The sequence below is a fragment of the Paenibacillus sp. FSL K6-0276 genome, assembly GCF_037977235.1.
Taxonomy (GTDB): Bacteria; Bacillota; Bacilli; order Paenibacillales; family Paenibacillaceae; genus Paenibacillus_AQ.
Window position 1 is genome coordinate 3,684,728 of sequence record NZ_CP150276.1, and the last position, 16,479, is coordinate 3,701,206.

The window sequence follows — 16,479 nt, forward strand, 5'->3', positions numbered from 1 at the left end:
CCTTTCACACCCTCGATAAAATTTGCATCGCTTCCTTACTGGCTGCAATCTTATATCCCGAAGACATATACCGAATCTGATCATCACGATCTAGAATCATCAGATGCGGGAAGCCCGCTTCACTCGCTTGGGCCGCTGTAAACAAATCAGGTAATAGACGATACGTTGAATCACGTACGAACACTGTCCTCGTTGGAAGATCCTGATAATCCGCTGGTTGAAACGAAGTCGTCCATTGCTTGTCACCCACCACAAGAATGATAGGAGCATCTAGCGTATCGAACTCATGCTTCAACTCCGACAGCTCGCGCAGCAGATGCTTCGAAGGCTCCCGTTCCGGTTCCAGCCATGCGACATAGGCGCCTTGACTGCCTAGAAACTCAGCGAAGATCTGCTCCGAACCATCCCATGTAGCTAGCTTCTCGAATCGATCTACCTTGCCATACACGGGAATGTCCTGCGTAGCTTGACGATACTTCATAATCAGCTTCGTCTCTTCGACTTCTGTCATTTCAAAATAGGTGAGCTTGGTCAGCACGGTTCCATCCTTCAAGCGAATCCCCGTCGTCAGACGATATGCTCCCTGCTCCATCTCAAGGGGCGTATCATACAGATTATTTGCGCCGTGCGGGTAGCTTAACGTTTTATAAAAACCGTTCTCCAGACGAGCGATCGTAAAATTCTCATAGTATGACGCCGCTGGTTGCTCTGTCGCTGCATCCTGCTCACGAAGAAGAATCAGCGTTCCGCTCGCTACTGCTGCCCCGCCTCCAACGATACCTTTCGTAAACGGGGCATCCACGAAGTGGCCATCCACCATAAATTGCGGCTTAGCTTCAATGGGATGCAGTCGCGCAGGAATACCTAGGCTACGACATATAGATACGAACATAATATCGAGAGAGCTACGATCTCCTACGCGCAGTTCGAAAGTTCCAACAGCCGTACCCTTCCCTTGCAAATTCGGTAGATCATTCCATATATCCCACGCTTCATCGATGAATTGAACAAGCATCGTTGGATCTTGACGGAACAATACCACCTCTTCTGAAGTGAAAGCTTGTTGGAAATATGTCCGATACGGTGTAATCAGCTCGTAATGAACACGAGGACACAAAAGGTAAGGAACGAACACGTCCTCCGTGAAGTCACCACGTACAGCAAGCGCACCAGCCACATGATCTATAAGGGTTGGAAGGAATGTATCGATTAGATCCTTATCATGAACACACTCCAATAACCATAATGCCCATTCTCCATACTCAGGTGCTGCTTCGCTTAGAAAAGCTGCGATCTCAGCACTATTGCCACGCGCTGTCTGAAGTACGTTCCATACTCGATCCGCTGGTAGACCAAGAGATTCTCCGAGCTTCCTCGCAGCTTCTTCATTCACGAACGTCGCTTCATACTGTGCACGAATTGCGATTCCTTCCTCCAAACGCTCATTGTGTTGCTCTATCCGTACCTCAGACAAGTCCTCCATAACCTCGCCGTCACGCGCTGGTGGAGGAACCATATCATAGTCAACAATCGTTCCCACCTGTGGCTGATGATCTTGATTCAACACAAGCTCAATGCATTCACAATCAGTCACTGATATTTTCATTTCTCCCCACATGCCGTCCTTCGCTGCACGAATGATAAGGTCACCAAGACCTGTCTTGAACGAAGCTTCCCCCTGGATATTTGTCGGAATGACGGCAATCGGGAAAAATTCCGCCATGTTATATAACTGGAACTGCACCTCAACATCGTGCACAGGCTGTCCACATGCATCTTGGACATGTACCGTAATTGTCTTCGTAGGCGCATAATTTTCTAGTACATTAATTTCAGTGAACCATTCATCGGCGAGTGTAATATCTTCGGGTCCTTCATAATTTGCGAAAATACGTGTGTTAATGAGCATAGCTCGGCGCGCTGGTGGACCAAACCATCCTTGATTATGACGCGCTTCCGGCTCACAAGCCCCAATAAAATACCATTCTCCGTCGGCCCACGCCTCCACCCATGCGTGGTTATCGTCACAATGCGCCCAACGCGGCGTATACACTTGACGTGCAGGGATCCCAATACTGCGAAGCGCTGCCACGGCTAGCGTAGATTCTTCCCCACAACGCCCACGTGCATTTCGCATCATCGTTAATGGAGAAATCGTCCGCAGATCGCTCCCAATGTACGTTGCCGCTTCGTGGCACCAGTAATTCGCCTCCAGAATCGCTTCTTTCATGGGAAGATTACGTGTTCGTTCCGCTATCTGTTCATGAATAATATGGCGATGCTCTTCAATGTTCTCGGTATTCACACGATACGGTAGCACGAAATGTAAAAATAAATGATCAGGTACTTGCCATGGCATATCGCGGCGAATCTGCAGCATCGTTCTTACATGATTGAAGAAAAGCTCCCCGTTATAATCCGCCAAGTCATTGGCTGGCATATACGCGAAGAGAAGCTTTAATGCCCAAGCCTCTTCTACCGTTAGCTCGAGCTCGAATACATGGAATAGCTGCTGTTCACGTGATCTGGCGAGCTGCTTCTTAGCCTGAAACTTCTGCTCAATGAACGCTAAGGTTTCCTGCGACAATGAAAATACAGAGGTAGGGGTCGACATGGTCATGAATCATTACTCCTTCCACAGTAAGCCGTCTTCGCGAATATATAGGCGAGCGGTTCCATCGGTTGTTAAGGCTGAGATATGGAATGATTTACTCGTTATCTCCATGTGAGGCTCAATGCTCCAATCATCTTCACCCCGCAGCAATTCGAATGTTGCTGCATAGTGTCCATGTGCTTCAAAATAATTACGTTCACGATAATACAGCTTACGGAGCTGCCATTTCACCAGTTCATCCGCAGGCATGTCGAATGACTGCGGGCCATCAACATCTACGAACATCACATAACCCCATAGCTCTGGATAATGCATATTGATAATTCCCTGAGGTGACCATACCCAGTTGTCTTCCGGATAAGGCTTTGCGGTATCCGGGTTCATAACCTTGCGGTACTGATCGTCCACAACCTCAGTCCGCCATTCAACACGAGAGAAATTAACACGCCAGAATTCACCTGCAACAGGTGGTTGTCCATTCGCAGCACATTCTTTCAAGCTACGCCATGGCATGGCAACTTCAATCGTCCATTTCCGATTATCAGCATGCGGGTTATTTAACTCCCCCTCGATATGAACAGCTGTTTTCAGACCTTGGATATCCCATCCGTTAATCGGAGGTCCCCCGTCACGATATGGTTTCACAAGCAGTAAGTCCCACACCGTGTTCAAAGCGTTAATCTCAAACTCGTAATATTGATGTGAAGCCCCTGTTGGATCGATAAAGATCTCAAAATCATTATCATAGAAAATAACGGAATCACGTTCTGTCAGCGTGCCCCAGATCTGATCCTCCATCAGCTCTGCACCAAAGTAAAAATACTCATCATCCCATAACATCTTTACACGTGTCTGCTTCGCGGGTAGCGGGCGCAGGTCCCCTTCAATATCTACGAAATCATCCGTCCATGTTGCATGCTGCCAAAAGGGCTTATCTAGCTTCCCATCCAAGAGAAGCGACTCCGGCGCTCGTCTGCATATATAATGCTTAGGCGCATATGTCACAACTTGCGGTTCTGGAACTCCACTTCGATTCATCATCGTTGTCCTCTCCTTACGTTCGGCATTTAGTTATGCGTAACAACAGCGCCAGCGCCACCGTACATCGTAACCTCTTCATCAAATTCCAGCTTAAGCACGCTTACCTGTTCATGCATATCCTCTGGTGTCATATGAATCCATGTCGTTCCCGGAATATCGAACCAGGGTACACCGCCATGAATATCGTGGGTCAGTTCTTTGCCCGAGTGTAGTACTGTAATTTTCTTGATCGGATTGCATAGTCCCTTGAGACAGATATTCTCCTTCGGCGCATCGTAGACGAATAAATATAATGTCTTCTTGTCCGCGGATAAGGTACTCCCACCCAGATAATAGCGTGTCATAATCCCATCCTGCGTACCGTAGATTGCCTCTTCGTGTGCACGAATCCAGTCGCCTAGTCCCAGAAGAATTTCCTCCTGTCTTGGTTCAATCATGCCATCCTCCATCGGACCAATATCCAGCAGCATATTGCCACCCATACTGATGCAATCGCAGAACATGCGAATCATTTGGTTCAAGGATTTATATTTATGATCGTCATGGGCATAACCCCAAGATGTATTGATGGTCGTACAGAATTCCCAAGCCCCTTCTGGGCGAGTAATGGGAATGCCTTGCTCTGGTGTCTTATAATCGCCATGCCCCTGCAAACGCGAATTGATAATCACATTCGGAGACAAGGATCTCAAATATTCCTTGAATGCTGGCAGCCCCCACTGTTCTGCACTGCGCTCCCAGTCACCATCGAACCATAACAGATCAACAGTACCGTAATTCGTCAATATTTCACGTAGCTGATTATTGTTAAACGCCAAAAATTTCTGCCATGTCTCTTCATCCTGTATGCCATCTACCGGACTTGAGAAACGATTCACCTGACTCAAATCCGCGGGTACCTCACCATTCTCGAATACGGAAGGATAGTCCGGATGAGACCAGTCAATTAAGGAATAATACATGCCTACATGTAGACCACGTTCACGGATCGCGTCGGACCATTCTTTTACAATATCGCGCTTGGCCGGTGTCGCCTTCATGACGCTCAAATCACTGTACTGCGTATCAAACAATGCAACACCATCATGATGTTTGGTTGTAAGTACAGCATATTTCGCGCCTGACCTCGCAATGATATCTGCCCAGTGCTTCGCATCGAATTTGGACGCTGTAAAGCCATCCAACTGCTTCATGTACTCCTCGCGCGACATTTTTCCGTTATAAAATGACCAGGATTCCGCTACTCCTTGCACCGCATAAATCCCATAGTGAATGAAAATCCCTAGCTTTGCGTCCGTAAACCATTGTTGCATCTGCTCTTCCTCCTTTAGTTCAACTCGTTATTTTATGCGAAATACATGTGCAATTGGGGCAACTCCCGTAAGCTCGCTCTCTGGTAAATGAACGATCAATCCCGATGTTGAACGCTCGAATGCTACATTTTCCTGCCCACCAACAAGATCCACTTGCGTCACAGCCTGCTCGAGTGGAATACAAATCTCTCTGCTCACCGGTTCCTGCTCTTTTGAGTACAGATGAATAGCATAGATGACATCGCCTTTTTTCGTGAAATGTGTATTTCCAGCAGAGTAAGGCGCACATATGCGTGTTCCATAAATCGCCTCACCATGGACTTTGAGCCAACTGCCCATTCCTTTCATCCGATCCATCGCTGTTGGTGACAAGCGGCCATCTGGTTGTGGTGCGACATTAAGTGCCAGGTTACCGCCTTTGGCTACAACTTCAACGAGCAAATGAATTAATTGACGTGTCGTCTTGTAATGATCCTCATACCGATAAGAGAACGCAGTCCCCATCGTAATACAGCTTTCCCACGGGATATGCAGGGGACGCGCGGGCAAGGTTTGCTCTGGTGTAACGACATTCTCATAAGGTCCGCCAACGGTACGGTCTGCACTTAGCAACCATGGCTGATGCTGACGCGCCTTTTCCACCACTTCACCCAACCGAATGTCCTGTGGATTATTCTTATTCTGTGGACATACCCATCCCGCATCCAACCAGAGCATTTCAATCCGACCATATTTCGTCATCAATTCCATAATCTGATCATGTGTGTACTGTACGAATTGCTCCCATAGCCATGGATAATCTTGTGTTGGATACGAAGGACCTCGATTCATGAACGTCCCCGTCTCCATACCTGGGGCCCAGTATGTTGGTGTGTGCCAATCCGCTTTGGAGAAGTAGGCAGAGATCCCAAGTCCCTTGGCCCGAAAAGCATCAAATACGTTCTTACAAATATCCGCGTACTTATGTGTATGGAAAGGACAATCCTTACCCGTGATGCGATAATCTGTTGTCTGCGTATCCCACATACAGAAGCCATCGTGATGCTTCGTTGTGAAGTTCAAATATTTAAAGCCACCTTCTGCCGCAACCTCTGCCCATTTCTCAGGTTGGAAACGGAGCGGATTAAAGGTTTTATTCAGCCCGAAATATTGCCGCTTCAGCTCCGCCGAATCAACCCCCCAATCAATATCATCCCGTGACCAATCTCCATCCTTATCACTAAGCGCCCACGATTCAACAAGTCCAAGCTGCGAATAAGGTCCCCAGTGCATCATCAAGCCCAGCTTCTGATCTTTGAACCATTCCAGCTGATCTAATAGCTGCGAATCCTCCGGCTTAACGTACTCCTCCTCTGTGCTGTAATTGTGTACTCCTTCAACAACAATTTGCTCCTCGACAACATTAGCGTCACTCATTTGCACGACCTCCATGCAGCTCTTCTGAGGCTGCGATTCTATTGATTGGATACGATATATTTTTAAAATAAATTTGACATAAAAGTAAACATCCGTTATAAACATCCTATTATGGAAAATAAATAAGTATTCAAGCGCCGATCTATATTTTGCTATATTCATAGCTTGATAGGAACATCTCCATGTATATGCCATGAAAAGGGGAATTCACGTTGAACTATAACTATTTCAAATCGAAATTGTTTCTGAAATTCACCGGTTCGTATCTACTTATCCTTCTTATTCCGCTCATATTTGTAATCGTTTTCATTTACCGAAATGCTACCGATAATTTACAAAAGGAGATTGAAAACGCTCACTTTAATCAGCTCACCCAAATTAAAACGGTTGTTGATGGACGCATGAATGATTTAAGAGATATGGCGTCACGGATGTCATACGACGCTCGTCTCGCTCATTATCGCATTCTGGATCCTTATGAAAGTCGTGACGCGATAGCGGCACTAGATAGCTACAAATCTTCCAATTCCATTGTGGAGGATATATTTCTGTACTATCATCATGACCCTAATATTTATTCCAACCATGGCATGTATAGCCTGGATGTATTTCGTAGCTCCTATCAGTTTGGAAGCTGGAAGAATGATGAACTTGTGACTGCTTTAAACTCGTCCAAATTTCCATCCATTCGACTTACGAACATGCTGAATCAAAATTCACCACTCGAGCAATCTGTATTAACCTATATCCTGCCGATCATTCCCAACACCTCAGATCCATATGCTTCTGTCATGTACCTCATTAAAGAGAAAGAGTTGGCATATCTGATCGATTCCGTTCTCGGTAACTATCGAGGATTAACGTATATTTTTGATAATCATGGACGTGTTTTATCCTATAGTGGCCATGGAGATACAGCTAGCCAACAGGATATCCAACGGTTATCAGAGCTTCCACCCGGCATACATAATCTATCGATAAACAACGAAGATCATTCGGTTATTTCCGTCACATCGGATGTCAATGGCTGGTCATATGTGACTTTAATGGCGAGTAATCAATTTTTCAGTAGCGTGCTTAATGTTCGGAGCTTCATCATTATTTTATTCATTGTGATCGCCATTGTAGGAACGGCCATCGCTCTATTATTCGCTCGGATGCAATATCTTCCGATTGCTGAGCTCGTTCGCTTCACGAACAAAAAAACAGATACACCGGCCTCCGGAAATGAGCTCGAGTATATACGAACAACATTACAGCAGTATAGCTCCAAGGTTGATCTCCAAGAGCCCTATGCACGCAACCATGTTCTCTCCATGCTATTAAAGCATGGGCATGCACAAATGATGACGCCTGAAATATTCGATACCTTTCATCTGCACTTTGACCAAAGTCATCATTTTGTCATGATGATGGGCTGGGATGACTTAGAACAGCAGCATCTTCAGGCGCGACAAGAAGTACATCTCAAGCTTGCGTATATTGAATTTTCAGCGCTTGCTGCACAAGTATACGGTGTAGAGCTCCCGCAATTGGATCAGCTCGCACTCATTGTGAGCTTACAGCTCGAAGATGATGAGGCGCTCGCTGCACAAATCGTTCACATCGTGGATGCGATCCGTGAATATACGCTAGGCATGATGGATATCCACCCGATGATCGGCGTAGGTAAGTGTTATGAGAGTCCTCAGCAGCTTAATCAATCCTTTATTGAGGCTTGCTCCGCCTTCGAATTGCGTAAATCGACCGAGCATGGAACCACCGTGTACTTTGAAAAGCTATCCAGTGCCCATGATCAAACGGTGTTACTCCCTAGTAGCGAGCTATTAAAGCTTGCACAAAGCTTGAAGCAGGGCAACTACGAAGTCGCCAAACAAATTATTCACACAGCCATCCATGGGCTTGATAATAAACAACGATCTACCCTGCTGATGCGATGCGTATTGTTCGACCTGCTGAATACCATGCTCAAAACTGCAGTTGAGCTAAAGATGGATAACATGATGCAGTATGCTTCTCCCCATTTCATGAATGGTCCCGTCCATCTTATAGAGCAGAATTTCTACCGTTTAGCCACTCAGATTTGTACACAGGTAGAGCAGACGCATAAAAAAGAAGAACATTCACTCATGGATCATATCGTTGCTTTTATCGACCAGCACTATATTGATCATTCACTTAGCCTTGAATCTGTTTCTGCTGCGTTTACGATTTCACCTTCCCATCTCAGTCGTTCATTCAAGGATAAGGTCGGCATCAACTTCGTCCAATATATTTGGCAAAAACGATTAGATAAGGTCAAGGAACAGCTCGTAATAACAAGTGATCCGTTAAAAGATATTATCCAGCGCGTCGGCTACCTCGACACACCAAACTTTATTCGAAAATTCAAAAAGGAAACCGGTTATACCCCGGGCCAGTATCGACAGATGAATAGTAATCATCCCAATACTGAGCCTAACGATACCGTATAATCCTTCCTCGCTTAGGGTTCATCATAACTTCCCGGTCATGCCTAGCATGACCGGGAAGTTTTTCAAAATATGAGAATGTATAAGCTTCACAAATTATTTGCCAGCAGCCCATGTATCGTATGCTTGTTGGTACGTCGATACGAGCTTCTCATACCCCATTTTTTTCATTTGAGCGATATATTTGTCCCAATTGGATAATGGCTCTGCGCCTGTAACAAATTTCGCTTCCATTTCCTTCACGTATTTATCCAAATCGGAACGGAGTGTTTTGATTTCCGTCTGTTGGTCTACCGTCAGGAATACCGATGGGAAGGGAGCCTTTGCAATAGGTGTAAGCTTGGTAGCTGTTTCTTTGTCAATCCAGTCATCAAAGCTAGTACGAAGTCCTAGCACATAGCTGTTCTCGTATGCGCCTGGTGTATTAATACCATAGTTTGGCGTGATGGTACCGCGGTATTCTTCACGATCCTTGCCATCTGGAACAGGCAGCCATTCTTTTTCACCCGTTGCTTTATCCTTGTATTTGAACATCGTTCCTTCAGGTCCATACGTCCAGAAGGAATACCCTTCTTCGCTAAATTGGTAATCAATCCAACGCATACTTGCCTCAGGATTCGGATTCGTATTTGAAATCGCGAAACCGCCGATTGTATTAATACCAGGATGCTTGCCATATACAGGTGTTCCAGCAATATCACTAGATACAGGCTGCATCATCGGGTTATCTTCACTCGGTTCACCACCAAGCGTGAAGTATGGGAAATAATCGGAGAATAAGGCCACTTGATTATTTTTACCTTTCGCTACCTTCTGATCATTGGTTTGTGAGAATGTCTCATGATCCAGTAACTTCTCGTTCCACAAGCGATTCAAGAAAGTTAAGTATTCTTTGTAGCCTGGTTCAGCTTGTGGAAAGTGTACTTTATTATCCTTATCTGTGTAGATATCCTCATTGTACATGCCCCAAAATCCGAAGAAGAACATCCGTAAATCATCTAATTTCACAGAGGCTAGAGGGATCTCATCATCTTTACCGTTACCGTTCGCATCTTCCTCTTTTACCTTCTTCAAATAGGTGTATAGCTCTTCTGTTGTCTGTGGCAATTTGTTCTCCATACCGAATTTCTTCAAGAACTTGCCGTTATACCACATCGGTCCACGGTACCATACTGCAGATGGTTGAATATTACGTAATGCATAGATATGTCCATCCGGTGTTGTCATTGATTTGCGAATATCCGGATTAGCATCAAGAATTTTTTTCAAATTTGGTGCATAGCCCTCATCAATGTATTTTTCTAAAGGTAGCAACAATCCTTGACTTCCGTAAGTAACTTGATCCGATCCTTTTAGATCCGCCGCATAGAAAATATCGGGAAGCGTACCGCTTGCAAATACTAAATTCTTTTTCGTCTCAAAGCTGTCTTGTGGGGCGTTTTGAAGCTTTAACTTGATATTCGTCATCTTCTCGTATTCCTGAATAACAGGCATCTTGTTCCAATCCTGACGTCCTATATCCGGTGCCATAATGGATAGCTCAATCGGTTTATCCACGATAGGAAAGCCCGTCTTATGAACCTCTGTGGCTGTGTCTGAGCCTTCTGTGCCTTCTGTGCCTTCTGTGCTTGCTGTCCCCTTATCGCTACTTGATCCACATGCAGTAAGAATAGACATTGACATGGAAAGAACTAACAACATGAGTCCAGCTTTACGATAAATCGTCATACAAAAACCTCCCCTTTGTTATTTGTATCTTAAGATCAACCCTTAACAGAGCCAATCATGACACCTTGCACGAAATAACGTTGTAAGAATGGATAGACAACAATAATCGGAAGCGTAGATACGATAATGACCCCATACTTGACAAGTGAAGCAATTTCTGCCTTGTTGTTCTGGGCTGCAGCAGCTGTCGCATCGATAATGCCACCTACTTGCGATTGCATTTCCTGAAGCACGAGAATCTGACGAAGCACAAGCTGCAATGGATACTTCGCATCATCATTCAAGTAGATCATGGCGCCGAAATAGCTGTTCCAATGCCCTACCCCGTAGAATAAGGCCATAACTGCGATAATTGGCATCGATAACGGGAGAACAATCCGCAGGAATAAGCGAATATTCGTCGCACCATCGATTTGAGCCGCATCTTGAAGCTCAGCTGGAATGGAGTTCGCGAAGAAGGTACGAGAGACAATAATATTCCAGATTGACGCTGCGCCAGGAAGTACTAGTGCCCACATCGTGTTGACCATGCCTAGCCCTTTTACCAACATGTATGTAGGGACGAGACCCCCTCCAATGAACATCGTTACCATGAACATCCCCATGAAAAACCCACGGCCTACAAAGTCCTTACGACTGAGTGCATATGCCGCTGGCATCGTAACGACCAAGTTAATCGTTGTGCCTAGCAATGTATACAAAATCGTATTTCCATACCCCGTCCAAATCTTCGAGTTCTGAAATACAATTTCATACCCCTTAAAGGTAATACCTTTTGGAAGAAGCCACATTTCACCGGAAGCAACCATCTTCGGATCACTGATGGATGCGCTAATAATATATAAGATGGGATATGCGACTAACAACAATGCAATTGTCACATACGTATAGGTGCAAATTAGAAATATTCGATCTCGCTTAGATAGCTTTATACCTGATACCATAAATTCCAACCTCCTTCTACCATAGACTGTTCTCGCTCGTACGGCGGACAATTTGATTCACCGTAATAAGCAGGATGCAATTCACAATGGAGTTAAATAAACCAACGGCTGTTGAGAAGCTATATTGCGCATCGACAAGACCAGATCGATAGACAAAGGTTGAAATCACGTCAGAGCTTGACATATTCAATGAATTTTGCAGAAGTAATATTTTTTCAAAACCTACACTTAACAAGCCACCCATATTCAGAATTAATAGAATGGTCATGGTCGGTATAAGCGTTGGAATATTGATGTGGCGAACACGCTGGAAGCGAGAGGCTCCGTCAATAATTGCCGCTTCATGCAAGCCTGGGTCTACACCCGAAAGTGCCGCCAAATAAATAATCGTCCCCCACCCCGCACTCTGCCACACGCCTGAGAATACATACATCGTCTTAAACCAACCAGGGCTTGTCAGAAACTGCGGTGCACTAAAGCCTAAGCCTTCAATGGCATGAATAATCATTCCGTTCGATGGAGACAAGAAGGTAATAATCATCCCCGCCATAACAACGACAGAAATAAAATGAGGAGCATAAGTAACGGTCTGAACAAGTCGCTTGAAGAAGCCATCCTTCACTTCGTTAAACGCAAGCGCCAGAATAATTGGGATTGGGAATCCAATGGCTAATTCATACAAGCTAATACTGAGCGTGTTCCACAGCAAATCCCAGAAATAATACGAGTTAAAAAATCGAATGAAATGATCAAAGCCTACCCACTCACTGCCAAAATAGCCTTTTGACGGTATGTAATTCTTAAAAGCAATCTGAATCCCATACATCGGTCCATAGCTGAAAATGAGGAAGTAAAAGAATGCGGGTGCGATAAAAATGTAAAGCTCCCAATTCTGCCAAATCTTCTTCCATGTCTCGTTTCTGCCCTTACGCTTTTCTTTCGGTTCTGAATTCACAGTTCGCATGTGTACGCTTTCCGTTTCATGCATCGCGACATCCCCTCCTTGTAGGTAATGATGAGAACACTCAGATCATCGAGTGAGCATCATTATCTGTTGCATTGTTATCTATCGCATTGTTGTTAGCGCTTACATTTACAATATAAACAATTGACCCAATCGTAAATATGTCATTCTCGCTTGTCAAAAATTACGTGTTGTAGTGCGGGAATAACCGCGTCACAACGCTATGTGGGCATCATGACAGTATGTCATTCTTGTGCTTTCTCGTTGATCATTTCGTTGTATTACAATGCTCACACCGCTGCACACAGGGCAATGTATGTAAATCTCCGCAGCATGTGTTTTTTTTGCGTAGTACAAGTCAATTCACACATAATCTAACGTTTGTTGACTAATAAATCATGTTTGTTATCTGGATGATTATCGCATTGCTCTTATACAATGAACTTGCATAAAGCGGTTTCAAGAGCGTGTGAAGTTACAAATGACATACATGAAGGAGTGAACGAGATGAGCGCAAAACCTGAACAACTGAAGCGTAGAAAGCGCTTTACTTGGAGGAAACAAGATTTTGAGTTAACACTGTTAGCCATTCCCACAACTATTTGGTACATTCTGTTCTGTTACTTACCTATGTTCGGCATTATCATCGCTTTCAAGCAGTTCAAAATTTCTGGGGGCTTTATTAGCAATGTAGTAAATAGTCCTTGGGTCGGTTTTAAAAACTTCGAATTTTTATTTAAATCCAATGATGCCTGGATTATTATCCGCAATACGATTGGGTATAACATCATTTTTATTATTACGGGCATCGTACTCCCAGTGTTGTTCGCGATCATGATTGGATTACTCCATAATCGCAAAGCCAGCAAAGTGTATCAAACGATGATGTTCCTCCCTTATTTCCTCTCTTGGGTCGTCATCTCTGCAGTCGGTTGGGCATTCTTCAGCTTTGACAAAGGGATCCTGAATCAATTTCTCGGCAACATCGGACATGATCCCGTGAATTGGTACATGCAGCCTGAGTATTGGCCTTACATTCTCGTTCTATTAAATATATGGAAAGGTATCGGCTATGGCATGATTATCTATCTCGCTACCATTACAGCGATCGATAGTTCGTATTATGAAGCCGCTGTCATTGATGGAGCCTCAATTTGGCAACAGACTCGCTTCATCACACTACCTTTACTCAAACTGGTGATCGTGATGATGTTCATCCTGTCGGTCGGACGGATATTCTATACCGACTTCGGTCTCTTCTTCCAGGTCACGCGTGATTCTAACTCCTTATATAATGTGGCCACGACCGTTGATGTCCTCGTCTATAAGCAACTGAAAAGCGCAACGATCGGTATGGCATCTGCTGCTGCATTTGTTCAATCCGTCTTGGGATGTATTACGATTCTGTCCGCCAACTGGATTGTGAAGAAGATTGATCCAGATAGCGCAATGATTTAGGAGGTAAGAACATGGCAACAAAAACCTATGAATCCGGGCTTGATAAGTTTAATCGAACAAGTAAAGGAATTAACATCCTATTTAACTCCATTTTTCTGGTCATCGCACTTGCCTGTGTTGTGCCTGTTATCGTCGTATTATCGATTTCATTAACCAATGAATCTTATATCCGAGACGTTGGCTACAGTATCTTTCCAGCCGATTTTTCTTTTGAAGCTTACAGTTTTATTGCCAAGCAAGGAACGATGATTCTACGTGCTCTAGGCACCTCGACCCTTGTCACTGTAGTAGGTACTGTACTTGGCGTCCTTCTTACAACATCGATGGGTTATGTTATTTCACGCCCGTCATACAAGTTAAAAAGCTTTCTGACTTGGATCGTATTCATTCCGATGGTTTTCAATGGTGGTCTCGTATCCAGTTATTTCATCAATGCAAACTTACTAGGGCTGAAGGATAGTTTCTGGGCTCTGATCTTACCGCTTGCAGTCTCATCCTTTAACGTCATTATTTGTAAAACCTTTTTCACAAGCACGATTCCAGATGGTGTAATCGAATCGGCAGAAATTGATGGTGCTAATCAAATTAGGATCTTCTTCTCGATCATATTGCCTATATCGCTACCTGTTCTCGCAACGATAGGATTGTTCCTATGCTTCAGCTATTGGAACGACTGGTTCCAATCCATGTTGTATATTGATAACCCGAATCTCTACTCGTTACAGGCGTTGCTTAACAATCTAATGACCAATGCCGATGCACTTGCCAGAAATGCTTCAAGTATGGGCGTTAGTTCTGCAGAGCTCATCGCGAAAATGCCTAAAGAGTCCGCGCGTATGGCGGTCGCCATCCTCATCATCTTGCCTGTTGCTTGTGCATATCCATTCTTCCAGAGATATTTCATTTCTGGTCTGACAGTCGGTGCAGTCAAAGGCTAAATTACGAAGTAAGCCAAATTTATACTGGTTTATGATATAGCAAACAACCAATCCATAGGGGGAGTTAAAGTGAAGAAAATCTTCAAGATTGCCTCAACACTCTGTATTCTGACATTAATGGGATCCGCCTTAGCAGCATGCGGTAGTTCCAACAACTCGGCTTCATCGACGAATGAACCATCAAAGAACTCTACATCAACAGAAGCAGCAGGTAAAAAGGATATTCCGACCCTGGTATGGTGGCAGATCGGTAATACGCCACTTCCTGCGAACTATAGTAAAGCGATTGACAAGATGAATGAATATACTGCGGAGAAAATCGGGGTAAAAGTCGATCTTCGCGTAGCCAGCTGGGGCGAATGGGATACGAAGATAAACACCATTGTGAACACAGGTGAACCATTCGACATGATGTTCACGAATAACACGAAGTACAGTAAACAAGTCGCGATGGGCGCTCTTACGGACATCACGGATTTAGTCCAAAGCGAAGCCCCTGATCTGTACAAATCCATTCCGTCCGAAGTATGGGATGGCACAAAAGTTGGCGGGAAATACTACGCAGTTCCAACCTATAAAGACTCATCTGTTTCTCAATATTGGAGCTATGATGACAAGCTCGTACAGAAATACAACATCGATTACCAGAACATTACATCGATGCAAGATTTAGATAAGCCACTTCATGATATAAAAGCTGGTGAAGGCAAGAGCTTCTACCCACTACGACTTATTCAAAGTGAAGCCTTCTCGGGATTCTTCAACAACTATGATGATTTAACATTAGGCTTCTTCCCTGTAGGTGTAAAAGTAGATGATCCTTCTCGCAAGGTGATCTCTGTTTTCGAACAGCCTGATGTCATGGCAAATTTAAAATTGCTTCATAAATGGTATCAGGATGGAATCATCAATCCAGATGCTCCAACCAAAACAGAAAAAGAAAAATATAACCCATTTGGTACGCAACAAGCCTTCCCAGGTGCAGAGATCGCGATGCAAATCAATGCGGGCGTAGAAAAATTTGTTATGCACAAAACATTTGGTCCACTTTATACGACAAGTACAATTCAAGGCTCCTTAAACGCAATCTCTGCGAATTCCAAGTACAAAAAAGAAGCTTTGAAATATCTGCAATTAGTAAACACAGATTCAAAGCTCCGTAATATGCTAGCATTTGGTGAAGAAGGCGTTGATTTCAAATATGTAGATGGTAAAGATAACGTTATCGAGCGCACAACGGATACATGGCCGCTCGCTGCTTACTCACAAGGTACCTTCTTCAATATGGCTATAACCAAAGGCGCACCTGAAGATCAATGGGACCAAGTGAAGAAATTAAATGAACAAGCTGTAGCATCCACTGTTCTAGGCTTCGCACTCGATGTCAGCGAAATTCAGACAGAAGTTGCGAACGCACAGTCTACATTTGATAAATATAAATACGAATTGCTAACAGGTGCTTCTGACCCAGAGAAGATTGTACCAAAAATGTTAGCCGAATTGAAAAAAGCCGGGCTGGATAAAATTATCCAAAAAGCGCAGGAAGAAATCGATAATTATTTCAAGTAAGCCATACACCAATACGACACATG

General features: G+C 44.2%; 11 protein-coding genes. 4 read left to right on the plus strand and 7 right to left on the minus strand.

The features are described from left to right. Positions 1 to 4: 4 nt before the first annotated feature. Genes MHH52_RS17370 through MHH52_RS17385 form a run of 4 tightly spaced genes read right to left on the minus strand, consistent with a single transcriptional unit; the run spans position 5 to position 6,384 of the window. Complete coding sequence (locus MHH52_RS17370) at positions 5 to 2,620, minus strand: transglutaminase domain-containing protein (RefSeq protein WP_340003792.1); 2,616 nt, start codon at positions 2,618 to 2,620, stop codon at positions 5 to 7. 6 nt (positions 2,621 to 2,626) lie between these two features. After that, entirely contained in the window at positions 2,627 to 3,652 is a 1,026-nt protein-coding gene (locus MHH52_RS17375) for a carbohydrate-binding family 9-like protein (RefSeq protein ID WP_340009712.1), read from the minus strand. A 29-nt stretch (positions 3,653 to 3,681) separates the two neighbouring features. Continuing rightward, positions 3,682 to 4,968 carry an alpha-L-fucosidase gene (locus tag MHH52_RS17380; protein WP_340003793.1) on the minus strand — a complete coding sequence of 429 codons (1,287 nt, stop codon included), beginning with the start codon at positions 4,966 to 4,968 and terminating at the stop codon, positions 3,682 to 3,684. Between the two features lie 27 nt (positions 4,969 to 4,995). Next, complete coding sequence (locus MHH52_RS17385) at positions 4,996 to 6,384, minus strand: alpha-L-fucosidase (RefSeq protein ID WP_340003794.1); 1,389 nt, start codon at positions 6,382 to 6,384, stop codon at positions 4,996 to 4,998. 212 nt (positions 6,385 to 6,596) lie between these two features. On the opposite strand from MHH52_RS17385, the gene MHH52_RS17390 reads away from it, so the two are divergent. Next, positions 6,597 to 8,858: a helix-turn-helix domain-containing protein gene (locus tag MHH52_RS17390; protein WP_340003795.1), complete on the plus strand. Its 2,262-nt coding sequence runs from the start codon at positions 6,597 to 6,599 to the stop codon at positions 8,856 to 8,858. A gap of 93 nt (positions 8,859 to 8,951) precedes the next feature. Here the strand turns inward: MHH52_RS17390 and MHH52_RS17395 are convergent, their stop codons facing one another. From MHH52_RS17395 to MHH52_RS17405, 3 genes are read right to left on the minus strand one after another with little or no spacing between them, the layout of a single operon-like run. Next, positions 8,952 to 10,583, minus strand: a complete 1,632-nt coding sequence (locus MHH52_RS17395) for an extracellular solute-binding protein (protein ID WP_340003796.1) — start codon at positions 10,581 to 10,583, stop codon at positions 8,952 to 8,954. A 35-nt stretch (positions 10,584 to 10,618) separates the two neighbouring features. Then, positions 10,619 to 11,527 (minus strand): carbohydrate ABC transporter permease, encoded by a 909-nt coding sequence (locus MHH52_RS17400; RefSeq protein ID WP_076286257.1) that lies wholly within the window; start codon positions 11,525 to 11,527, stop codon positions 10,619 to 10,621. Between the two features lie 16 nt (positions 11,528 to 11,543). Then, on the minus strand, positions 11,544 to 12,491 hold the full coding sequence (locus MHH52_RS17405; RefSeq protein ID WP_149646179.1) for an ABC transporter permease subunit: 948 nt from the start codon (positions 12,489 to 12,491) through the stop codon (positions 11,544 to 11,546). 507 nt (positions 12,492 to 12,998) lie between these two features. Between MHH52_RS17405 and MHH52_RS17410 the strand changes: the two genes are divergently transcribed. The 3 genes from MHH52_RS17410 (at position 12,999) to MHH52_RS17420 (ending at position 16,456) form a co-directional block, all read left to right on the plus strand. After that, positions 12,999 to 13,949, plus strand: a complete 951-nt coding sequence (locus tag MHH52_RS17410; protein WP_076286258.1) for an ABC transporter permease subunit — start codon at positions 12,999 to 13,001, stop codon at positions 13,947 to 13,949. Positions 13,950 to 13,960: 11 nt separating this feature from the next. After that, positions 13,961 to 14,887, plus strand: coding sequence for a carbohydrate ABC transporter permease (locus tag MHH52_RS17415; protein WP_313639880.1), 927 nt, complete (start codon positions 13,961 to 13,963; stop codon positions 14,885 to 14,887). Positions 14,888 to 14,956: 69 nt separating this feature from the next. Next, positions 14,957 to 16,456 carry an ABC transporter substrate-binding protein gene (locus tag MHH52_RS17420; protein WP_313639879.1) on the plus strand — a complete coding sequence of 500 codons (1,500 nt, stop codon included), beginning with the start codon at positions 14,957 to 14,959 and terminating at the stop codon, positions 16,454 to 16,456. Positions 16,457 to 16,479: the final 23 nt, after the last annotated feature.